Raw genomic sequence first — 20659 nt, forward strand, 5'->3', positions numbered from 1 at the left:
GGCGCTCATGAGCGAGAAGAAGCGGACCCGACAGCCCAACGGCGCGTCATCGATCTACCTCGGCACCGATGGGAAGTGGCACGGCCGTGTCACCGTCGGAGTGCGGCCGGACGGCAAGCCCGACCGGCGGCACGTCGAGCGCAAGACGCGTGCCGAGGTCACCGAGGCCGTTCGCGCCCTGGAGCAGCAGCGCAAAGCCGGGACCGTGCGGAAGATCGGTAAGCAGTGGACGGTGAAGACCTGGCTGGAGCACTGGGTCGAGAACATCGCCAAGAAGTACGTCAGTGAGAACAGCTACGACGGGTACGAGGTGGACGTACGGGTCCACCTCGCACCGGGCCTCGGTGCTCACAAGCTGGATCGGCTGGAGCCGGAGCACCTGGAAGAGTTCTACGCCCGCATGCAGATGAACGGCAGCGCGGCCGGGACGGCGCACCACGTTCACCGCACGATCCGAGTTGCCCTCACCGAGGCGGTCCGACGGGGGCACGTCCCGAAGAACGTGGCTGAGATCGCGAAGGCTCCCCGGCTCGAAGAGGAGGAGATCGAGCCGTACACGATCGAGCAGATCCAGAGTCTCCTTCTGGAGGCGTCCAAGCTCCGCAACAGCGCCCGGTGGGTCATCGCCTTGGCCCTTGGACTGCGCCAGGGAGAGGCGCTGGGGCTGATGTGGGAGGACGTGTACCTGGACGCTGGGTACATCCGCGTCCGGAAGAACCGCCTGCGCCCGAAGTACGAGCACGGGTGCCGGGAGAGCTGCGGCCGGAAGCCGGGGTACTGCCCGGCCCGCAAGGAGACGCGGCGCGAGGTCAAGAACACCAAGTCCCGCGCCGGCCGCCGCACCATCGGCCTGCCCGAGCCGATCATCAAGCTGCTGCGGAAGCACCAGGAGGAGCAGGGGCGGGAGCGGAAGCACGCCGGAGACGCCTGGGAGGACAAGGGGTACGTCTTCGCGCAGCCGACCGGCGGGCCGCTCATCCCGAACACGGACTACCACCACTGGAAGAAGCTCCTGGGGGACGCTGGCGTCCGCGACGGGCGGCTCCATGACGCGCGCCACACCGCCGGACGGTGCTCCTGCTGCTGGGAGTCCCCGACGTCGTGGTCGACGCGATCATGGGTTGGGAGCCGGGCGGGTCCGCACGGATGCGCGCCCGGTACATGCACGTGACCGGGCCTATGCTCAAGAACGTTGCCAAGCAGATCGGTGACGCGCTCTGGGGGGCCGCCCAGGAGGCTCCCGACCCCAACTGAGACGGGACAACGCAAAGAGCCCCACCGCAAGCGGTGGGGCTCTTCAACGTATTGCCCGGTGAGAGCAATGGCGGAGGATACGAGATTCGAACTCGTGAGGGGTTGCCCCCAACACGCTTTCCAAGCGTGCGCCCTAGGCCACTAGGCGAATCCTCCGCCGCAAACAATACAAGACGTTGAGGGGTGCTCGCGAACGTGATCGTCGGCCGGAGGGCAGGTCGGGGTCCGGATCGGGTCCGGCTCGATTCCGGGGGCCTTCATCCGCTAGGGTGGGGCCAGCCCCTCACGTGGCGCTATCTCACCCAACTCCCCCAGGGCCGGAAGGCAGCAAGGGTAAGTGGGCTCTGGCGGGTGCGTGGGGGGCGCTTTGCGTTCCAGGGGCCTGGATGTGCCGCTACGGGCGTCGGCGGGCCGCTGTTGTCGGTGGGCCCGGATAACCTCGTAGACGTGTCGTCCCTTGCGCTGTACCGCCGCTATCGCCCCGAGTCGTTCGCCGAGGTCATCGGTCAGGAGCATGTCACTGCACCGCTGATGCAGGCCCTGCGGAACAACCGGGTCAATCACGCGTACCTGTTCAGCGGGCCGCGCGGGTGTGGAAAGACCACCAGCGCGCGCATCCTCGCCCGGTGTCTGAACTGTGAGCAGGGTCCCACTCCGACCCCCTGCGGGGAGTGCCAGTCCTGCCAGGACCTCGCCAGGAACGGGCCGGGGTCCATCGACGTCATCGAGATCGACGCCGCCTCGCACGGTGGTGTGGACGATGCCCGTGACCTGCGCGAGAAGGCCTTCTTCGGGCCGGCGTCCAGCCGCTACAAGATCTACATCATCGACGAGGCACACATGGTCACCTCGGCGGGCTTCAACGCCCTGCTGAAGGTGGTCGAGGAGCCGCCGGAGCACCTCAAGTTCATCTTCGCCACCACCGAGCCGGAGAAGGTGATCGGGACCATCCGGTCCAGGACGCACCACTACCCCTTCCGGCTGGTGCCGCCCGGGACCCTGCGGGACTATCTGGGCGAGGTCTGCGGGCGGGAGGGCGCCACGGTCGAGGACGGCGTGCTGCCGCTCGTCGTGCGCGCCGGCGCCGGGTCCGTGCGTGACTCGATGTCCGTCATGGACCAGCTGCTCGCCGGTGCGGGTGATGACGGTGTGACGTATGCCATGGCGACCTCGCTGCTCGGATACACCGAGGGGTCCCTGCTCGATTCCGTCATCGACGCCTTCGCCGCCGGCGACGGGGCGGCCGCCTTCGAGGTCGTCGACCGCGTCGTCGAGGGCGGGAACGACCCGCGCCGGTTCGTCGCGGACCTGCTGGAGCGGCTGCGCGACCTGGTCATCCTGGCCGCCGTGCCCGACGCCGGGGAGAAGGGGCTGATCGACGCCCCCGCCGATGTCGTGGAGCGGATGCAGGCCCAGGCGTCCGTGTTCGGCGCCGCCGAGCTGTCCCGCGCCGCCGATCTGGTCAACACCGGGCTCACGGAGATGCGGGGCGCGACCTCGCCGCGGCTGCAGCTCGAGCTGATCTGCGCCCGGGTGCTGCTGCCCGCCGCCTTCGACGACGAGCGGTCCTTCCAGGCCCGGCTCGACCGGCTGGAGCGCAGCGGAGCCGCCGCCTTCGCGGCCGCGCCCGCCATGGGGTACGTACCCGGGCCCGAGGCGCACGCCATGGCGCCGGCCGGTCCCGGTGGGGGCGTCGCCGCCGCGCGCGCCGCCGCAGGTGTACAGGCCCCCGCCGCTGCCCCGGTGCCGGCGCCCGCGCCCGTCGCGGCTCCCGAGCCGGTACGGGCTCCCGCGCAGCCGGCGGCACCGGTTCAGGCCGCCCCCGCCGCTCCGGCCGCTCCCGCTCCCGCCGCCCCCGCGCCCGGGGCGTGGCCCGGGGCCGCGCAGCCCGGCCAGGGCGCCCCCGGTGCCTGGCCCGGAGCCGCGGCTCCCGCAGCCCCGGCGGCGCCTGCCGCGGGTGCCTGGCCGAGCGCGGCCGCTCCAGGTCAGGGCGCCCCCGCGCCCGCCGCCGCAGCCCCGGCCGCGGCCCCCGCACCGGCCGCCGCCGCGGCCCCCGCGCCCTCCCCCGGCATGGCCGCCGGCGTCGGGCAGATCCAGGCGATGTGGCCCGGCGTCCTGGAGGCCGTCAAGAACCGCCGCCGCTTCACCTGGATCCTGCTCAGCCAGAACGCCCAGGTCACCGGCTTCGACGGCACCACGCTCCAGCTGGGCTTCCCCAATGCCGGAGCCCGCGACAACTTCGCCAGCAGCGGCAGCGAGGACGTCCTCAAGGCGGTCCTGGCCGAGCAGTTCCAGGTCAACTGGAAGATCGACGCCGTCGTCGGCGGTGGCTCCCCGGCCCCGCTCCAGACGTCCTCGTACGGCGCCCCGTCCGCGCCCGCGCCCGCCTACAGCCCGCCGCCCCCGGCGCAGCAGGCCCCCGCGCCCCAGTACCAGCCGCAGCAGCAGCCGCCCCAGCAGTCTGCTCCCGCCCCGCAGCCCCCCGTACAGCAGGCGCCGCCGCCGGTCGCTCCCGAAGACGACTTCGCGGAGGAGGACGATCCCGACCTCGTCGAGAGCGCCCTGACCGGACACGACCTGATCGTGCGCGAGCTCGGAGCCACCGTTGTGGAGGAATACACGAATGAGTAGCGCCTCCTGATTGGGGTGGCCGCACGAAACCGGCCGCGCCGTCCGGGCTAGGCTGAGCAGCGTGAAGGTCCTCGTCATCGGCGGCGGCGCCCGCGAACATGCCCTGTGCCGCTCTCTGTCCCTCGACCCCGACGTCTCCGCGCTGTACTGCGCTCCCGGCAACGCCGGCATCGCCGAGGTGGCCGAGCTCCGCCCGGTCGACGCCCTCGACGGCGATGCCGTCGCCGCTCTCGCCACCGAACTCGGGGCCGGTCTGGTGGTCGTCGGCCCGGAGGCCCCGCTGGTCGCCGGGGTCGGCGACGCCGTGCGCGCGGCCGGCATCCCCGTCTTCGGCCCGTCCGCCGAGGCCGCGCAGCTCGAAGGCTCCAAGGCCTTCGCCAAGGACGTGATGGCCGCGGCCGGGGTCCCGACCGCGCGCAGCTACGTCTGCACCACCCCGGAAGAGGTGGACGCCGCCCTCGACGCCTTCGGCGCCCCGTACGTCGTCAAGGACGACGGTCTCGCGGCCGGCAAGGGCGTCGTGGTCACCGAGGACCGGGCCGCCGCCCGCGCGCACGCGCTCGGCTGCGACCGCGTGGTCATCGAGGAGTACCTCGACGGCCCCGAGGTGTCCCTCTTCGCCATCACCGACGGCGTCACCGTGGTCCCGCTCCAGCCCGCGCAGGACTTCAAGCGGGCCCTGGACGGCGACGAGGGCCCCAACACCGGCGGCATGGGCGCGTACTCCCCGCTGCCCTGGGCCGACCCGAAGCTGGTCGACGAGGTCATGGAGCTGGTCCTCCAGCCGACCGTCGACGAGCTGCGCCGCCGGGGCACCCCCTTCTCGGGGCTGCTCTACGCCGGCCTCGCGATCACCAGCCGCGGGACCCGGGTCATCGAGTTCAACGCCCGCTTCGGCGACCCCGAGACCCAGGTGGTCCTGGCCCGGCTGCGCACCCCGCTCGCGAGCGTGCTGCTGAACGCCGCCAACGGGACCCTGGACGCCGAGCCCGCGCTCGTCTGGCGCGAGGACGCGGCCGTCACGGTGGTCATCGCCTCCCACAACTACCCCGAGACCCCCCGCACCGGGGACCCGATCGAGGGCCTGGCCGAGGTGGCCGCCGAGGACGCGCCCGACGCCTACGTGCTGCACGCCGGGACCCGCCGCGAGGGCGACGCGGTCGTCAGCGCGGGCGGCCGCGTGCTGTCGGTGACGGCGACCGGTTCCGACCTGGCGCAGGCACGCGCGAAGGCGTATAAGGCGGTGGCGCGCATCCGGCTGGACGGCTCGCAGCACCGTACGGACATCGCGGCCAAGGCCGCGGAAGGCCGCTGAGAGGCCGCTGACGACCGGGCAGGGCCGTCGAACACCGCTGACCAGCAGGTCCGCAGACCCGCGGGCCCGGTGCGCACGATGTGCGCACCGGGCCCGCGGGCGCGTTCGCGTGCGACTGCATCCGGCCGCGTTCGAACGCACCCACCTTTACCCAAAGCCATTCCATCGGGTGATCGTCACCCTGTCTGCCTGACGCCCGGGCGTGCCCCAACTAGGGTGCGGCGCAAGCATTCCGGCACTTGGCCCACCGGCATTGCGATGTCAGTGGCGGGTGTCACAGTGGGGGAGTGAGCAACGTCGCCGCAGGGCAGAGGGGGTGAGGTCCGGTCGTGTCCGGAACCGTTTCGATCATGGAAGCGGGCGTGCCGTCCGCACGTTCCCGCGCTCTGGCCGTGCTGCGCGTCCGCAGCAGGGCCCTGGCCGTCGGGCTGCTGCCCGTCGCCCTCGCCGTGGTGCTGGTGGCCGCCCGGATGACGGGCCGGCTGGCCGGTGACCCCTGGCCGGCGGTGACCCTCGCCGTGTGCGCGGTGGCCGCGCTGGTGCTGCTCGTCGGCGGTGCCTTCGCCGCGGTGGTGCTGCGGTCGAGCCCCGCCGTGACGCCGACGGTGCCGCTGTCGGAGGCCGCCGCGCCCGACCTCTACCGGCTGGTGCGGGACCTGGCCGACCGGATGGACGTGCCGCCGCCCTCCGCGATAGCGCTGACGCCGGACTGCGACAGCTGGCTGGAGGACCGGACCCACGCGGCCCACCGCCGGACCGGCATATCCGCCGGTCCGGAGTCCGAGCCGGGTGCGGCCCCCGTGCTGGTGATCGGCTCGCCGTTCCTGTGGTGGATGCGCGTCGCGGAGCTACGGGCGGTCCTCGCGCCCGTCGTCGCCGGTACGGGCCCGTCCGCCCACCCGGACATAGCCGACGCGCGCGGCTTCGTACGGGGCCTGGACGCGGCTGTGGACGTGGGCAGCCGGCCCGGCCTCGGCTGGATCGCCCCGCCGGCCCGGCTGCTGCTGCGGCTGTGCCGCACGGACGCCGCCGAGATGGAGCGCGGGGTGGCCGCGGCCGCCTCGGCGCGTGCACAGGGTGTGGACTACGGGCTGCGCATCGTCGCCCAGGAGCAGGTCGGCCTCGCCTACGCGGGCTGGGACCGGCTGCTGACCCGGGTCGCGCTGCCCGCCTGGCGGATGGGCCGCTGGCCGGCGCACCTCGACGCCGGCGTGGTCTCCGCGCTGACCGAGCTGTCCCGGCGGGACCGGCTGGCCGAGGGGTTCACCTCGCGGCTGGGCGAGCGCCCCGCCTGCGATCTTCTGGAGCAGCCCGGGGCGGTCGACGAGGCGACGTCGCTGCTGGCCGCGCGGCTCTTCCACGGCGGTCCGGCGGAGCCCGGGCCGGACTGGTCCCCGGTGGACTGGGCCGCGTATCCGGAGGAGGTCGTGGACCGCAAGTGGCGTACGGAGGCGGCCCGGCTGCATGCCGCGCTGGACGCCCTGGCCGTCCCCGCGGGCCTGCCCCCGGGTCCTTCGGGACCGGCCGGTCCGGCCGCGCCGGTCGGGCCCTCCGGGGCCGGGGTCCGGCCCGGTGCGTCCGGAGCCGCCGGAGCCGCGGGATCCACCACGATCGAGGCCGACTCCGCGTCACCCACCGCGGACGGCTTCACCGGGCCCACGCTCGAGCGGGTGCTGGGCTATCTCACGGACACCGCCGGCGAGGGCACGGCCGGCGAGGCGCTGGCCGGCCGGCTCAGCGGAGACCTGGCCCGCGAGGAGCGGGCCGCCGGTCCGGCCGCCGGGTCGGGGAAGGCGCGCGGTGCGGACGCCGTGCCGCTGTTCCCGCTCCAGCCGCCGCGCAGCGGCCGGGACCTGCTGGCCGACCACGTGACGGCGATGGTGTGCTGTGCCGCCGTGGACTCGGCCGGGGCCGAGCCCGGAATGGACTGGCTCGACGGGCCGGTCCTGCTGGTCGGCGGCGACCGCCGCTCCGACCTGGCGCCGCGCGTGCTGTGCCTGGTCGAAGACGGGAATCCGGATCCCCTGCGGGACTGGCTCGCGGCCCTCGGCGTCCGCCCGGAGAAGCCGGTCCGCCTGATCTGAGACCTCGGACGTGCCGGGGCGCCCGAGGGCGCCCGGGGAAGGGCGTCCGAGGGCTCCGCGGGCGGGTCGCAGGCGGGGCGCAGACGGGTCGCGGATGCGCCCCCGGGAGGGCTACGACTCGCACGGACAAGCGGATGCCAATGTTCCGGTCACGTCAATTCGCGACGAACGGTGATGGACTGAGTGCGTTATGTGATGTGCTGGGACCGGTCGCGGCTGGATGTCCTGAACCGGGTGTCCGAGAAATGCCGTCACAGCACAGCGTGTGCCGCGCCCACCGAAGCGATGGATGCCCGTTCGGGGGAGCGAGGGAGGGAGCGGTCATGGGTGGTGCGGACCAGATCCGGCGTTGGGAGTCAGGTGCGCTCGCGCACGCGGTGACCGACCCCTTCGGACAGGGGCCCCTGCCCTGGTTCCGGGGCAGTGAGCTCTACTTCGACGACGGCCAGGTCGTGCCCTGGTACGTGGACCCGGCGGCCGCGGCCGCCGGCACCGGCCAGATCCCCCGCGCCCGCGGCGCCGGCGGCCCCCGCACCGCGGACGACGTGCACCGCCAGATCAAGGGCTTCGCCTCCACCGGCGCCGTCACCCCCGGCGAGGCCATCGACTTCCACATCACCGTCGACCCGCCCCAGCAGTTCTCCGTCGACGTCTACCGGATCGGCCACTACGGCGGCGACGGGGCCTCCAAGATCACCACCAGCCCCCGCCTCTCCGGCATCGTCCAGCCGGCCCCCCTGGCCGCGGACCGCACCGTCTCCTGCCACCACTGGTGGCTGTCCTGGCGCCTCCAGGTGCCCTCGTACTGGAGCGTCGGCGCGTACGTCGCCGTGCTGACCACCGCCGACGGCTACCGCTCCCACATCCCCTTCACGGTCCGCGACGACCACCCCGCCGACCTCCTGCTGCTGCTCCCGGACATCACCTGGCAGGCCTACAACCTCTACCCGGAGGACGGCCGCAGCGGCGCCAGCCTCTACCACGCCTGGGACGAGGAGGGCCGGCTGCTCGGCGAGCAGGACGCGGCCGTCACCGTCTCCTTCGACCGCCCCTACGCGGGCGCGGGCCTGCCCCTGCACGTCGGCCACGCCTACGACTTCATCCGCTGGGCCGAGCGCTACGGCTACGACATCGCCTACGCCGACACCCGCGACCTGCACGCCGGCCGAGTCGACCCCACCCGCTACCGCGGCCTGGTCTTCCCCGGCCACGACGAGTACTGGTCGGCCCCCATGCGCCGCACCGTCGAGCGCGCCCGCCAGCACGGCACCTCGCTCGTCTTCCTCTCCGCCAACACCATGTACTGGCAGGTCGAGCTCGGCCCGTCGCCGTCCGGGGTCGACGACCGGCTCCTCACCTGCCGAAAACGCCGCGGCCCCGGCCGCCCCAGCCTGTGGCGCGAGGTCGACCGCCCGGAGCAGCAACTGCTCGGCATCCAGTACGCGGGCCGGGTCCCCGAGCCGGCCCCCCTGATCGTGCGCAACGCCACGCACTGGCTCTGGGACTCCACCGGCGCCGGGGAGAACGACGAGCTGCCCGGCCTGGTCGCGGGCGAGGCCGACCGCTACTTCCCGCGCACCCAGCTCCCCGAGCACCAAGACCGGATCCTGCTCGCGCACTCCCCGTACCTCGACGGCGACGGCCACCGCCGCCACCAGGAGACCTCCCTGTACCGGGCTCCCAGCGGCGCCCTGGTCTTCGCCTCCGGCACCTTCGCCTGGTCCCCGGCCCTCGACCGCCCCGGCCACGTCGACGAGCGGGTGCAGCGGGCCACGGCCAATCTCCTCGACCGGATCTGCAAGCGCGACTGACCGGCCGCCGGCCCGCGACCGACCGCCGGCGGACCCCGCGACCGACCGGCGGCGGACCCGCGACCGGCCGGCCGCCGACCCACCCCTGTCCACAAGTGGGGGCGAAGGTGCGGGAGAATCGGTCTGCGCTCATACAGAACCACAGGGAGACCCCGTGTCCGGATTCGTCGAAAAGCCCGAGCCGGTTCAGGTTCCGGGCCTCGTCCACCTCCACACCGGCAAGGTGCGCGACCTCTACCGCGACGAGGACGGCCGCCTCGTCATGGTCGCCAGCGACCGCATGTCCGCCTTCGACTGGGTCCTGCCCACCGCGATCCCCGACAAGGGCCGCGTCCTGACCCAGCTCTCCCTGTGGTGGTTCGACCAGCTCGCGGACCTCGTCCCGAACCACGTCATCTCCACCGACCTGCCCGACGGCGCCCCCGCCGACTGGGCCGGCCGCACGCTGATCTGCCGCAACCTCGACATGGTCCCGGTCGAGTGCGTGGCCCGCGGCTACCTCACCGGCTCCGGCCTCGCCGAGTACCAGCAGACCCGCACCGTCTGCGGCCTCGGCCTCCCCGAGGGGCTCGTGGACGGCTCCGAGCTGCCCGGCCCGATCTTCACCCCGGCGGCCAAGGCCGAGGTCGGCGAGCACGACGAGAACGTCTCCTACGAGGAGGTCGCGCGCACCACCGGCGCCGAGACGGCGGCGCTGCTGCGCCAGACCACCCTGGCCGTGTACAGCCGCGCCCGGGACATCGCGCGCGAGCGCGGCATCATCCTGGCCGACACCAAGTTCGAGTTCGGGTTCGACCCGAAGGACGGCACCCTGGTCGCCGCCGACGAGGTGCTGACCCCGGACTCCTCCCGCTTCTGGCCGGCCGACCAGTGGGAGCCGGGCCGCTCGCAGCCCTCCTACGACAAGCAGTACGTCCGCGACTGGCTGGCCTCCTCGGCCTCCGGCTGGGACCCGAAGGGCGAGTTCCCGCCGCCGGCCCTCCCGACGCAGGTCGTCGCGCAGACCCGCGCCAAGTACATCGAGGCGTACGAGCGGCTCACCGGCCTGACCTGGTCCTGAGACACGAAGAAGCCCCCGGTCCGAGGACCGGGGGCTTCTTCACTGCAGAGCGGACAACGCGACTCGAACGCGCGACATCCACCTTGGCAAGGTGGTGCTCTACCAACTGAGCTATGTCCGCAGGTGCGCCGTAACGCGAGAACTACTATACCCAACCTCGTGCCCGTGCGATGCGCACGGCCGTGTGCCGGTTCTCGGCCCCCAGCTTCGTCGCCGCCGAGGACAGGTAGTTGCGTACGGTCCCCTGCGACAGCGCGGCCCGCTCCGCGATCTCCGCGACCGGCGCCCCGTCCGCCGCGAGTTCGAGCACCTCGGCCTCCCGCGCGGTCAGCGGTGAGTCCCCCGCGCTGATCGCGTCGGCCGCCAACTCCGGGTCCACGTAACGGCCTCCGGCGTGCACGGTCCGGATCAGCTCGGCCAGCCGCTGCGCCGAGACCGTCTTCGGCGCGAAGGCCCGCACCCCCGCGGCCAGCGCCCGCTTCAGATGGCCGGGGCGCCCGTGGCTGGTCACGATCATGGTCCTGCAGTCGGGGAGTTCGGCCCGCAGCGCTGTGGCGACACTCACACCGTCCGCCCCCGGCATCTGCAGGTCCAGCACCGCCACGTCCGGCCGGTGCGCCCGCGCCATCGCCAGCGCCTCGGGTCCCGAGGCCGCCTCCGCGACCACGAGCAGGTCGTCCTCCAGCGCGAGCAGCGCCGCCAGGGCCCCGCGGATCAGGTGCTCGTCGTCGGCGAGCAGTACGCGTACGGGGCTCACGCCCGCACCTCCAGTCGTTCCAGTTCCCGGTCCGGGATCTCCGCGAGCAGCCGGAAGCGGCCGCCGCCCACCAGCCCCGCCTGCAGCGTCCCGTCCAGTGCGGCGAGCCGTTCCCGCAGCCCGGCCAGTCCCGAGCCCGGGGGCCCGGCAGGGGTGTCGGGCGCCCCGTCGTTCTCCACGACCAGCGTCACGGGACCGGTCCGCGGAGCGGTGAGGCGGATCAGGCAGCGGTGCGCGTCCCCGTGCCGCAGTACGTTCGTCGTCGCCTCGCGCACCACCCAGCCGAGTGCCGACTGGACATCGGAGGCCAGTTCGCGCCCGGCCTCGAATTCGACCCGGCAGTCCATTCCGGCCGCGCGCAGCACCCCGCGCGCACCCTCCAGCTCCACCGCGAGATCCGCCTCCCGGTAGCCCCGCACCACGTCCCGTACCTCCCGCTGGGACTCCTGGGCGATCCGCTGCACCTCGATCATCTGCTCCACCGCCTCCGGCCGTTCGCGCCGGGCCAGCTGGACCGCCAGTTCGCTCTTGAGCGCGATCACCGCCAGGTTGCGGCCCATCACGTCGTGCAGGTCGCGGCCGAACCGCAGCCGCTCCTCCGCCACCGCGAGGCGCGCCTGGTCCTCGCGCGAGCGGTCCAGCTCGTAGACCGTGTTCAGCAGCCATCCGGAGAAGCCCCAGGTGAAGCTGAAGAACAGGCCGCCGATCAGCACCCCGACGGCGTACCCGGCGGCCTCCCCGGCCGGCATGCCCAGGGCGAGCACGGCCAGCGCCGTCGCGGCCGCCGTGGCCGGGGGGACGTAGCGCATCTTGCGCACCGACCGCAGGCACAGCACCACCGAGCCGCTCGTGAACCAGATCATCCCCGCCACCAGCGTCGGCGCCACCGAGGAGTCGGGGAGCCTTCCGGTCGCCTGCAGGACGAGGATGCCCAGGGCGGCCACGGCCGTCACGGCGGCCGTGACCACCGCCAGCCGGACCGGCCGCTCGCGCCGTCCCACGACCCAGTGCAGCGCCCTGGAGGTGAGCACCCCGCACAGCACCGCGTGGAGGCACACCACCAGGAAGAGCGAGAGGGGCACCAGGGACGAGAACTGCCCCTTGGCGGCGACCAGCGGAAGCAGCCCGAAGGACAAGATCTCGATGGCCACGAAGAAGTGGAAGGACCCCCTGGTGTAGAGCTCGACCTTCCCCGCACTGCTGCGGTTCTTCCACCACCCCGTCAGCTTCGACATGTTCCCCGTCCCCCGACCCGTTCTAGCGGCGCGGTTCCCAGCGGAACCACCGCTGGACAGCAAACACGGTGATCACGATCCAGGCCAGCGCGCACAGCCCGGCCCCCATCAGGTCCCCTCCCTCCACGCCGCCGCTCCAGCCGGCCCGCACGAGGGTCATCACCCCGCTCAGCGGCAGCAGTTCGCACACGGAGGCCGCCAGGTCCGGCAGCGAGTCGAGCGGCATGAACAGTCCCGAGCCGAGCGCGGTCACTAGGAACAGCGGCAGCGTGGTGATGCCCGCGGTCTCCACGTTGCGGGTGAAGGAGCTGGTCACCGCGGACATCCCGGCCAGCATCACGATGCCGGCGAGGACGGCCGCCACGAGCAGCAGCGGGTTGCGCGGCATGCGCACGTCCAGGGCGACGGCCCCGGCCACGGCGAGGACGGCGATCTGGCCGAGCGCCAGGGCGGCGGCGGGCAGTGCGGTTCCGGCCAGGATCTCCAGGTCGTTCGCCTCGCCGGTACGCAGCCGCTTGAGGACGAGTTCCTCGCGCCGGGCGACGTAGGCGGAGACCAGGTTCATGTAGACGACGAGGATCAGCACCATGCCGATCCCGCCGGTCAGCGTGGCCTCGCCGACGGCCTGCGCGCCCTCGACCCCGCTCAGCGAGGAGCGCAGGACGAACACCATCAGCACGGGCATCAGGAAGGCCAGGGTGAGGGCGGCCCGGTTGCGCACCAGCAGGGTGAGTTCGGAGCGGCCGAGCGCGGTGAGCCGGCCGGGGTTCAGGGTCAGCGTGTTCATCGGGTCCCCGCCATCGTGCCGTCGGTGCGGTCGCCGGCGCTCCGGCGGTTCTCCGCGATCTCCAGGAAGGCCTCCTCCAGGGAGGCGGAGCGGGCGTCGAGCCCGTCCAGTTCCACACCGGACTCCCGGGCCCAGACCAGCAGTTCGGTCAGGTCGGCCTGGAGCCGGTCGGTACGGATCTCCACGCGCCGCCCGTGGGCCGCCGCGTGCAGCGCCAGCGGGAGCCGGGCCGCGGGCATCCCCTCCGGCAGGGTGAAGCGGATCCGCGCCGGCCGGGTGGCGGTCACCTCGGCCGGGGTGCCGGACAGGACGAGCTCCCCCTCGTGGAGGATCGCGAGGCGGTCCGCGAGCTCCTCGGCCTCCTCCAGGTAGTGCGTGGTCAGCAGCACCGTGGTGCCCTGCGCCCGCAGTTCCCGCACCAGGTCCCAGGTGTCCCGGCGCCCTTCGGGGTCCATGCCGGTGGTGGGTTCGTCGAGGAACAGCACCTCGGGCCGGCCGAGGAGGGCCAGGGCCAGGTCCAGGCGCCGCCGCTCACCGCCGGACAGCTGCTTGACGCGTACGGCGGACCGCGCGGCCAGGCCGACCAGTTCCAGCACCTCCGCCGCCGGGCGGGCGCCGGTGGTGACCCCGCCCCACATCCGGACGGTCTCGGTGACCGACAGGTCGGAGGGGAAGCCGCCCTCCTGGAGCATGACGCCGGTGCGCGGGCGGACCTCGGCCCGCCGCTTGTACGGATCGAGGCCGAAGACGCGGACCTGGCCCTCGCTCGGCGCGGCCAGTCCCTCCAGCAGTTCGACGGTGGAGGTCTTGCCCGCGCCGTTGGTGCCGAGCAGGGCGAAGATCTCGCCCCGCGCCACAGAGAAGGAGACGCCTCGTACGGCCTCGAAGCCTCCGGCGTAGCCGCGGCGCAGGCCCTGGGCTTCGATCACGGTGTCAGTCATGACCCAAGCCTCGCGGCGCCCGGACGGGGTCGGCAGTGCGCGCTGTCATCGCCCGCGATGACATTTGTCAGGGTGTCCGCGGTCACACGCGGGAGAAAGCACGAAGAAGGCCCCGATCGAAATGATCGGGGCCTTCTCCACTACAGAGCGGACGACGCGACTCGAACGCGCGACATCCACCTTGGCAAGGTGGTGCTCTACCAACTGAGCTACGTCCGCATGCATTGCACCGCCGGGGCGATGCGTGCATCACTCTACCCGATCCACCGTGGTGGTCGGAAAGCGATGCAGAGCGGGTGACAGGAATCGCACACTGCGCCTTCCCTCTGGAAGAGGGATGTTCTGCTACTGAACTACACCCGCACGACCTCGGAGGCTTGGACCTGCGGTCTGGCCCCTTGGCGTGATCCACACACTAGCCGACGGATGGGGGTGCATGGCAAATCGGCCCTCAGTGGGCCGCGTTGTAGGCCTCGTAGATCCGCTTGGGGATGCGGCCGCGGGGCGGCACCTCGTACTGGTTGGACCGGGCCCAGGCGCGGACGACCGCCGGGTCCGGGGCGACGGAGGTGTGCTTGAAGGCCTTCCCCGACCGGGACTGGCGGCGGCCGGCGGCCACGAACGGGGCCAGGCCGTTCCGCAGTTTCTTTGCGTTGGCGACATTGAGGTCGATCTCGTACGACTTACCGTCCAGAGCGAACACGACCGTTTCCGCCGCTTCTCCGCCATCGATGTCGTCGGAGAGCGTGACTACTACGCGCTGCGCCACGGATATCGGTCCCTTCGTGCGACGTCGCCACCAGCTGACGTGCGGTGATGTCGCCTGTGTGGATGTTTCGGGGTAATGCAACTTTCATCCCGCGTTGCGAAGGGGCAAATGCCACTCGCGGTGGGTGATTCCTTTGTACCCCGATTCTCATTGCATTGCGAAGCCCAGTTAATTCTCTCCGCGTGTCCTGCCGCAATGCCGGGTGCGAGGTTTTCCGGTGGATTTTGCGAAGCGTTGGTGGAGGTGAAACGGCCCGGTGATCGTGATCCTCGGATATCTACCCGCGTAGAAATTTTGGCCGGGTACGCTGAGGGAACCGCCTTCGCACCAACCACCACACGGGAGTGCCCGATGGCACGCGTCGTAGTCGACGTCATGCTCAAGCCGGAGATCCTCGACCCCCAGGGCCAGGCGGTGCAGCGTGCGCTGCCGCGCCTGGGCTTCGAGGGGATCGCCGACGTCCGCCAGGGGAAGCGCTTCGAACTGGAGGTGGAGGGACCGGTCGACCAGGCCGCCCTCGACCGCATCCACAAGATGGCCGAAACGTTCCTCGCCAACACCGTCATCGAAGACTTCACCGTGAAGGTCGAGGCCTGACGGTGACCACTCGCATCGGAGTCGTCACGTTCCCCGGAACGCTCGACGACCGTGACTCGCTGCGCGCCGTCCGCCTCGCGGGGGCCGAGCCGGTCTCGCTGTGGCACCGCGACAAGGACCTGCACCAGGTCGACGCGGTCGTCCTCGCGGGCGGCTTCTCCTACGGGGACTACCTGCGCGCCGGGGCCATCTCCCGCTTCTCGCCGGTGATGGAGACCATCATTGAGCAGGCCAAGGGCGGCATGCCCGTCCTGGGCATCTGCAACGGCTTCCAGGTCCTCACCGAGGCCCACCTGCTGCCGGGGGCGATGCTCCGGAACAACCACCTGCACTTCATCTGCCGCGACCAGAAGCTGCGGGTGGAGAACGCGGAGACCGCGTGGACCGGCGACTACACCGCCGGCCAGGAGATCTCCGTGCCGCTCAAGAACATGGACGGCCGCTACACCGCCGACGAGCGCACGCTCGACGAACTGGAGGCCGAAGGCCGAGTGGCCTTCCGCTACCTGGACGGCAACCCGAACGGTTCGCTGCGCGACATCGCCGGCATCACCAACGCCGCGGGCAACATCGTCGGCCTCATGCCGCACCCCGAGCACGCGGTCGAGCCGCTGATCGGGACGGGCCGCACCGACGGTCTCCCGTTCTTCACCTCGGTCCTGAAGAAGCTGGTCAGCGCATGAGCCTCGACACCGTCAAGAACGCCACCGAAACCCCGGACGCCTCCCAGCCGTGGAAGGAGCTCGGCCTCAAGGAGGACGAGTACGCCCGCATCCGGGAGATCCTCGGCCGCCGCCCCACGGGCGCCGAGCTGGCCATGTACTCGGTCATGTGGTCCGAGCACTGCTCGTACAAGAGCAGCAAGGTCCACCTGAAGCAGTTCGGTGAGAAGGCCCCCCAGAACGACGCCATGCTCGTCGGCATCGGCGAGAACGCCGGCGTCGTCGACGTCGGTCAGGGCTACGCGGTCACCTTCAAGGTCGAGTCGCACAACCACCCGTCCTACATCGAGCCCTACCAGGGCGCGGCCACCGGCATCGGCGGCATCGTCCGCGACATCCTCGCCATGGGCGCCCGCCCGGTCGCCGTCGTGGACCCGCTGCGCTTCGGCGCGGCCGACCACCCCGACACCAAGCGCGTCCTGCCCGGCGTCGTCGCGGGCATCGGCGGCTACGGCAACTGCCTGGGCCTGCCCAACATCGGCGGCGAGGTCGTCTTCGACGCCTGCTACCAGGGCAACCCGCTGGTCAACGCCGGCTGCATCGGCGTGATGAAGCACGAGGACATCCACCTCGCCCAGGCCTCCGGCCCCGGCAACAAGGTCATCCTCTACGGCGCCCGCACCGGCGGCGACGGCATCGGCGGCGTCTCGGTCCTCGCGTCCGAGACCTTCGACGACACCAAGCCCACCAAGCGCCCCGCCGTGCAGGTCGGCGACCCCTTCCAGGAGAAGCTCCTCATCGAGTGCACCCTGGAGATCTTCAAGGAGAAGCTGGTCGCCGGCATCCAGGACCTCGGCGGCGCCGGGCTCTCCTGCGCGACCTCCGAGCTCGCCTCCGCCGGTTCCGGCGGCATGCGGGTCGAGCTGGACACCGTGCCGCTGCGCGACGCGACGCTCTCGCCCGAGGAAATCCTCATGAGCGAGTCGCAGGAGCGCATGTGCGCGATCGTCGAGCCGCAGCACGTCGACCGCTTCATGGAGATCTGCGAGAAGTGGGACGTCATCGCCACCGTCATCGGTGAGGTGACCGAGGGCGAGCGCCTGGAGATCTTCTGGCACGGCGAGCAGATCGTGGACGTGCCCCCGGGCACCGTCGCCCACGAGGGCCCCGTCTACAACCGCCCGTACGCCCGCCCCTCCTGGCAGGACGCGCTGCAGGCCGACGACGCGGGCAAGCTGCCCCGCCCGCAGACCTCCGAGGAGCTCCGCGCGCAGGTCCTGGCCCTGGTCTCCTCCCCGAACCAGGCCTCCAAGTCCTGGGTCACCGACCAGTACGACCGCTTCGTGCAGGGCAACACGGTGCTCTCGCAGCCCGAGGACGCAGGCATGGTCCGCATCGACGAGGAGTCGAACCTCGGCGTGGCCATGGCCACCGACGGCAACGGCCGCTTCGCCAAGCTCGACCCGTACACGGGCGCGCAGCTGGCGCTGGCCGAGTCCTACCGCAACGTCGCCGCGACCGGCGCCAAGCCCCTCGCGATCTCCGACTGCCTCAACTTCGGCTCCCCCGAGGACCCGGACGTCATGTGGCAGTTCGCCGAGGCCTGCCGCGGTCTGGCTGACGGCTGCCTGGAGCTGGGCACCCCGGTGACCGGCGGCAACGTCTCCCTCTACAACCAGACGGGCGACATCGCGATCCACCCGACCCCGGTCGTGGCGGTCCTCGGCGTGATCGACGACGTCAACCGCCGTACGCCGATGGCGTTCTCGGAGGCCGGCCAGCTGCTGTACCTGCTGGGCGACACGGCCGAGGAGTTCGGCGGCTCGGCCTGGTCCCAGGTCGTCCACGACCACCTCGGCGGCATGCCGCCGAAGGTGGACCTGGGCCGCGAGAAGCTGCTCGGCGAGATCCTGATCTCCGCCTCGCGCGACGGCATGATCGACGCCGCGCACGACCTGTCCGACGGCGGCGTGATCCAGGCGCTCACCGAGTCCTGCCTGCGCGGCGGCAACGGTGCGCGGGTCGTGGTGCCCGAGGGTCTGGACGCCTTCACCTTCCTGTTCTCCGAGTCCGCGGGCCGGGCCATCGTGGCCGTCCCGCGCAGCGAGGAGCTCCGCTTCACCGACATGTGCGGTGCGCGGGGCCTGCCGGTCGCCCGCATCGGCGTGGTGGACGGCGAGGAGATCGAGATCCAGGGCGAGTTCACCCTCCCGCTGGCCGAGCTCCGCGAGGCCCACGAGGCGACGATCCCGGCCCTGCTGGCCTGATCCCGCCGTTCAGAGCGCGTACGAGGCCCCGTCCACCTGGTGGGCGGGGCCTCGGTGCCGCTCGCGCGCCGATGCCACCGCGCCGATGCCACCGAGCCCCGATGCCACCGCGCGCCGCGGCCGCACGGAGCCGACGCCGCCCGGATAGGGTCACCGCATGCCGCCCGCCAGGAAGAAGCCGCGCACCTACGACCCCGCCAAGATCCGTACGGCCGTCACCGCGCAGTTCGCGCATATCGCCGAAGCCGTACGCGAGTTGGGGCCCGAGCAGCTGGCGCGGCCCAGCGGGCTCGGCGAGTGGAGCGTCGCCGACCTCGCCGCGCACATCGCGTGGATCGCGGACTCGCTGGCCGGCGGCCTCGCCCGGCCGCCCGCCGTCGTCGCCGAGATCTCGCCCGTGGAGTGGCCCTTCGCCACCGCGTCCCTCGCCGGGAAGATCTCCGAGGCCGCCAGGGAAACCCTGACGGGAGCCCCGCTGCCCGAGCTGTTCGACCGGGCGGCCACCCGCATGGCCGAGGGACTCGCGGAGAATCCGGGCGACCGCGTGCTGCACCTGTGGATCGGGGACATGACCCTGGCCGACTTCCTGGTCACCCGAACCGTGGAACTCGTGGTGCACACCGACGACCTGAACCGGGCCACCGGACTGGACGTCCCCATCGAGCGCCAGGCCCTGGCCGCCTGCACCCGGCTGCTCGCCGACGCCCTCGCGTTCAAGGCGCCGGGCGGTTCGGTCGAGGTACGGATCCCGCCCTTCGCGGTGGTCCAGTGCGTCGAGGGCCCGCGCCACACCCGCGGCACCCCGCCGAACGTGGTCGAGACCGACCCGCTGACCTGGATCCGGCTCGCGACCGGCCGTACGGCATGGGCCGAGGCACTCGACGCGGCGCAGGTCAGCGCCAGTGGGGAGCGGGCCGACCTGTCGGCGCTGCTCCCTTTGATGAGCTGAGCGCGGCCGTGGCGGAACCGACCGGGCACCCGGCCCGTCCCAGGGACATGCGTACCTTCCGGCACGTCCACACCCCCGCGGGGCTGGCCCTCGCCCTCGTGCTCGCCCTGGCCGGCTGCGGCCGGGCGCAGGAGAGCGGGAGCGCCGCCCTGCTCCCCGACGTCGTGGGCTCCTGGGCCGTGGAGTCCCTGACCACCGGCGGCCGCACCCTGCACGCCCCCGACGCCGCCCGCGTCGACATCGAGCAGGACGTGGCGAAGGGCAACTACGGCTGCAACGGCTTCACGGCGGCGGTCGTCCACGACGGCTCCTCCGCCCTGACCGTCACGCCCGGCGCCACGACCGCCATGGCCTGCGAGGACATGGAGTTCGAAACGGCCTTCGCGAAGCTGTTCACGGGCCGGCTGGCGATCGAACGGGGGCCCGAGCGGCTCACGTTGAAGACCGCCGACGGGAGCACCATCGCCATGACCTCGAAGCCCCCGGTCGAGGACGCCCCGCTCACCACGACCGAGTGGATCGTCGAGTCCCTGGTCAGCGGCGGGACCTCGGCGTCCCTGCCCGCCGAGGCGGCCGGCAGGGCCACGTTCACCCTCGCCCCCGACCTGACCGCGAGCGGCAGCCTCGGCTGCAACCGGTTCAGCGCCAAGGCCACCGTCGACGGGCCCACAGTCACCTTCGGGCCGCTCACCACGACCCGGATGGCCTGCGACGGTCCGGCGGGCGAGGTCGAGCGGACGCTGACCGCGCTGTTCGGCAGCGGTCCGCTCACCACGAAGATCGAGGGCCGGACCCTGACCCTCACCGCGCCCGACGGCAAGGGCCTGACCGCCCGGGCGGCCCCGCCCGCCGCCTGACCCGGGCCCGGGCAGCCGGGAACCCGGGGGCCCGACGGACCCGGGCCCGCCGGCGACCCGGGCCCCGGACCGGAGCGGTCCCGCGCAGGTGGGCCCGCTCAGCCCGGGTACGGGAGCAGCTCCGCGTTCACGCGCTCCCAGGCCGTCCGCAGCTCCGCCAGCCGCGCCGGCTCCACGCTCGCCCTGTCGGCCTGTTCGCGGACATCGGGTTGTCGGCGATCGGCTCGGCCAGCCCGCCCTTCGTACGGCCCGGATAGCGCCCGGTGTAGAGGCTGAAGCGGGTCGGCGAGCAGGTCGCGGAGCCCGAGTAGGCGTCGGTGAACCGGACGCCCTGGCGGGCCAGCCGGTCGAGGTGGGGGGTCTTGATGTGCGGGGAGCCGTAAGCGGAGAGGTCGGCCCAGCCCAGGTCGTCACCCAGGATGAACAGGATGTTGGGCCTGCGGGCGCGCCGGCCGCGGGCGGCCCGGAATTCCCGCTCCCGGGGGCCCGCCTGCCCGCTCGCGGCGGCCTCGGAGGCCTCGGCCGGGGCGGCGCCCAGCCCCACGGCGGCAGCGGCCGCGGTCACGCCGACGGCGCCTCCGAAGGCGCGCCGGGACAGCTTGTTCTCGTACGAAGACACAGGTACTCCAAGGCACGGTCCGCCGGCCGGCCCCGGGCGGGCGCGGGACGGCGCGCGGCACGGC

Annotated in this window: 15 protein-coding genes, 4 tRNA genes, 1 other RNA gene and 2 pseudogenes; 12 read left to right on the forward strand and 10 right to left on the reverse strand. The window is 72.6% G+C overall.

The window, feature by feature from the left end; translation table 11 throughout:
- The first annotated feature begins 7 nt into the window (after positions 1 to 7).
- Positions 8 to 1254: pseudogene (locus tag OG534_RS19140) on the forward strand (tyrosine-type recombinase/integrase).
- A 68-nt stretch (positions 1255 to 1322) separates the two neighbouring features.
- On the opposite strand, the gene OG534_RS19145 reads toward OG534_RS19140, so the two are convergent.
- Positions 1323 to 1410: transfer RNA gene (locus tag OG534_RS19145), tRNA-Ser, on the reverse strand.
- 118 nt (positions 1411 to 1528) lie between these two features.
- Between OG534_RS19145 and ffs the strand changes: the two genes are divergently transcribed.
- The 6 genes from ffs (at position 1529) to OG534_RS19175 (ending at position 10155) form a co-directional block, all read left to right on the forward strand.
- Positions 1529 to 1627, forward strand: an RNA gene (ffs, locus tag OG534_RS19150) — signal recognition particle sRNA small type.
- 74 nt (positions 1628 to 1701) lie between these two features.
- On the forward strand, positions 1702 to 3885 hold the full coding sequence (locus OG534_RS19155; RefSeq protein ID WP_326589282.1) for a DNA polymerase III subunit gamma and tau: 2184 nt from the start codon (positions 1702 to 1704) through the stop codon (positions 3883 to 3885).
- A gap of 61 nt (positions 3886 to 3946) precedes the next feature.
- A complete protein-coding gene (purD, locus tag OG534_RS19160) occupies positions 3947 to 5200 on the forward strand; it encodes a phosphoribosylamine--glycine ligase (protein WP_326589283.1) in 1254 nt (417 codons plus the stop codon).
- A gap of 350 nt (positions 5201 to 5550) precedes the next feature.
- Positions 5551 to 7284 (forward strand): hypothetical protein, encoded by a 1734-nt coding sequence (locus tag OG534_RS19165; RefSeq protein WP_326593700.1) that lies wholly within the window; start codon positions 5551 to 5553, stop codon positions 7282 to 7284.
- Between the two features lie 323 nt (positions 7285 to 7607).
- Positions 7608 to 9095 (forward strand): N,N-dimethylformamidase beta subunit family domain-containing protein, encoded by a 1488-nt coding sequence (locus OG534_RS19170; RefSeq protein WP_326589285.1) that lies wholly within the window; start codon positions 7608 to 7610, stop codon positions 9093 to 9095.
- Positions 9096 to 9249: 154 nt separating this feature from the next.
- Positions 9250 to 10155, forward strand: a complete 906-nt coding sequence (locus OG534_RS19175; RefSeq protein WP_326589286.1) for a phosphoribosylaminoimidazolesuccinocarboxamide synthase — start codon at positions 9250 to 9252, stop codon at positions 10153 to 10155.
- 48 nt (positions 10156 to 10203) lie between these two features.
- Here OG534_RS19175 and OG534_RS19180 read toward each other — a convergent pair.
- The 8 genes from OG534_RS19180 to OG534_RS19215 all read right to left on the reverse strand — a co-directional run bounded on the left by OG534_RS19180 (position 10204) and on the right by OG534_RS19215 (position 14644).
- Positions 10204 to 10276 (reverse strand) — tRNA-Gly (locus OG534_RS19180).
- Positions 10277 to 10300: 24 nt separating this feature from the next.
- On the reverse strand, positions 10301 to 10912 hold the full coding sequence (locus OG534_RS19185; RefSeq protein ID WP_326589287.1) for a response regulator transcription factor: 612 nt from the start codon (positions 10910 to 10912) through the stop codon (positions 10301 to 10303).
- Positions 10909 to 12147 (reverse strand): sensor histidine kinase, encoded by a 1239-nt coding sequence (locus OG534_RS19190; protein ID WP_326589288.1) that lies wholly within the window; start codon positions 12145 to 12147, stop codon positions 10909 to 10911. Before OG534_RS19190 ends, OG534_RS19185 begins: the two co-directional genes overlap by 4 nt.
- 22 nt (positions 12148 to 12169) lie before the next feature.
- Complete coding sequence (locus tag OG534_RS19195; RefSeq protein ID WP_326589289.1) at positions 12170 to 12934, reverse strand: ABC transporter permease; 765 nt, start codon at positions 12932 to 12934, stop codon at positions 12170 to 12172.
- On the reverse strand, positions 12931 to 13875 hold the full coding sequence (locus OG534_RS19200; RefSeq protein ID WP_326589290.1) for an ABC transporter ATP-binding protein: 945 nt from the start codon (positions 13873 to 13875) through the stop codon (positions 12931 to 12933). The genes OG534_RS19195 and OG534_RS19200 overlap by 4 nt, the downstream gene beginning before the upstream one ends.
- 146 nt (positions 13876 to 14021) lie before the next feature.
- Positions 14022 to 14094: transfer RNA gene (locus tag OG534_RS19205), tRNA-Gly, on the reverse strand.
- Between the two features lie 72 nt (positions 14095 to 14166).
- Positions 14167 to 14238: transfer RNA gene (locus OG534_RS19210), tRNA-Gly, on the reverse strand.
- Between the two features lie 88 nt (positions 14239 to 14326).
- The gene (locus OG534_RS19215) at positions 14327 to 14644 is read right to left on the reverse strand and encodes a histone-like nucleoid-structuring protein Lsr2 (RefSeq protein ID WP_326589291.1); all 318 of its coding nucleotides are present in this window, start codon (positions 14642 to 14644) and stop codon (positions 14327 to 14329) included.
- Between the two features lie 351 nt (positions 14645 to 14995).
- On the opposite strand from OG534_RS19215, the gene purS reads away from it, so the two are divergent.
- The 5 genes from purS to OG534_RS19240 all read left to right on the forward strand — a co-directional run bounded on the left by purS (position 14996) and on the right by OG534_RS19240 (position 19976).
- On the forward strand, positions 14996 to 15241 hold the full coding sequence (purS, locus tag OG534_RS19220; protein WP_030009438.1) for a phosphoribosylformylglycinamidine synthase subunit PurS: 246 nt from the start codon (positions 14996 to 14998) through the stop codon (positions 15239 to 15241).
- A 2-nt stretch (positions 15242 to 15243) separates the two neighbouring features.
- The gene (gene purQ / locus OG534_RS19225; protein WP_266594917.1) at positions 15244 to 15924 is read left to right on the forward strand and encodes a phosphoribosylformylglycinamidine synthase subunit PurQ; all 681 of its coding nucleotides are present in this window, start codon (positions 15244 to 15246) and stop codon (positions 15922 to 15924) included.
- Positions 15921 to 18170, forward strand: a complete 2250-nt coding sequence (gene purL, locus OG534_RS19230; protein ID WP_326589298.1) for a phosphoribosylformylglycinamidine synthase subunit PurL — start codon at positions 15921 to 15923, stop codon at positions 18168 to 18170. Before purQ ends, purL begins: the two co-directional genes overlap by 4 nt.
- Before the next feature lie 157 nt (positions 18171 to 18327).
- Positions 18328 to 19119, forward strand: coding sequence for a maleylpyruvate isomerase family mycothiol-dependent enzyme (locus OG534_RS19235; protein ID WP_326589299.1), 792 nt, complete (start codon positions 18328 to 18330; stop codon positions 19117 to 19119).
- Between the two features lie 47 nt (positions 19120 to 19166).
- On the forward strand, positions 19167 to 19976 hold the full coding sequence (locus OG534_RS19240; protein ID WP_326589300.1) for an META domain-containing protein: 810 nt from the start codon (positions 19167 to 19169) through the stop codon (positions 19974 to 19976).
- Positions 19977 to 20187: 211 nt separating this feature from the next.
- Here OG534_RS19240 and OG534_RS19245 read toward each other — a convergent pair.
- Positions 20188 to 20595 (reverse strand): annotated as a pseudogene (locus OG534_RS19245) (sulfatase family protein); the annotation flags it as partial.
- Positions 20596 to 20659 lie beyond the last annotated feature (64 nt).

The sequence above is a fragment of the Streptomyces sp. NBC_01294 genome, from assembly GCF_035917235.1.
Taxonomy (GTDB): domain Bacteria; phylum Actinomycetota; class Actinomycetes; order Streptomycetales; family Streptomycetaceae; genus Streptomyces; species Streptomyces caledonius.

What these genes read in the sequence shown, in the direction of transcription:
- OG534_RS19165 (WP_326593700.1), top strand. Translation starts at nt 5,551, where the DNA reads ATGGAAGCGGGCGTGCCGTCCGCACGTTCCCGCGCTCTGGCCGTGCTG.
- OG534_RS19170 (WP_326589285.1), top strand. Translation starts at nt 7,608, where the DNA reads ATGGGTGGTGCGGACCAGATCCGGCGTTGGGAGTCAGGTGCGCTCGCG.
- OG534_RS19190 (WP_326589288.1), bottom strand. Translation starts at nt 12,147, where the DNA reads ATGTCGAAGCTGACGGGGTGGTGGAAGAACCGCAGCAGTGCGGGGAAG.
- OG534_RS19195 (WP_326589289.1), bottom strand. Translation starts at nt 12,934, where the DNA reads ATGAACACGCTGACCCTGAACCCCGGCCGGCTCACCGCGCTCGGCCGC.
- OG534_RS19200 (WP_326589290.1), bottom strand. Translation starts at nt 13,875, where the DNA reads ATGACTGACACCGTGATCGAAGCCCAGGGCCTGCGCCGCGGCTACGCC.
- purS (WP_030009438.1), top strand. Translation starts at nt 14,996, where the DNA reads ATGGCACGCGTCGTAGTCGACGTCATGCTCAAGCCGGAGATCCTCGAC.
- purL (WP_326589298.1), top strand. Translation starts at nt 15,921, where the DNA reads ATGAGCCTCGACACCGTCAAGAACGCCACCGAAACCCCGGACGCCTCC.
- OG534_RS19235 (WP_326589299.1), top strand. Translation starts at nt 18,328, where the DNA reads ATGCCGCCCGCCAGGAAGAAGCCGCGCACCTACGACCCCGCCAAGATC.
- OG534_RS19240 (WP_326589300.1), top strand. Translation starts at nt 19,167, where the DNA reads ATGCGTACCTTCCGGCACGTCCACACCCCCGCGGGGCTGGCCCTCGCC.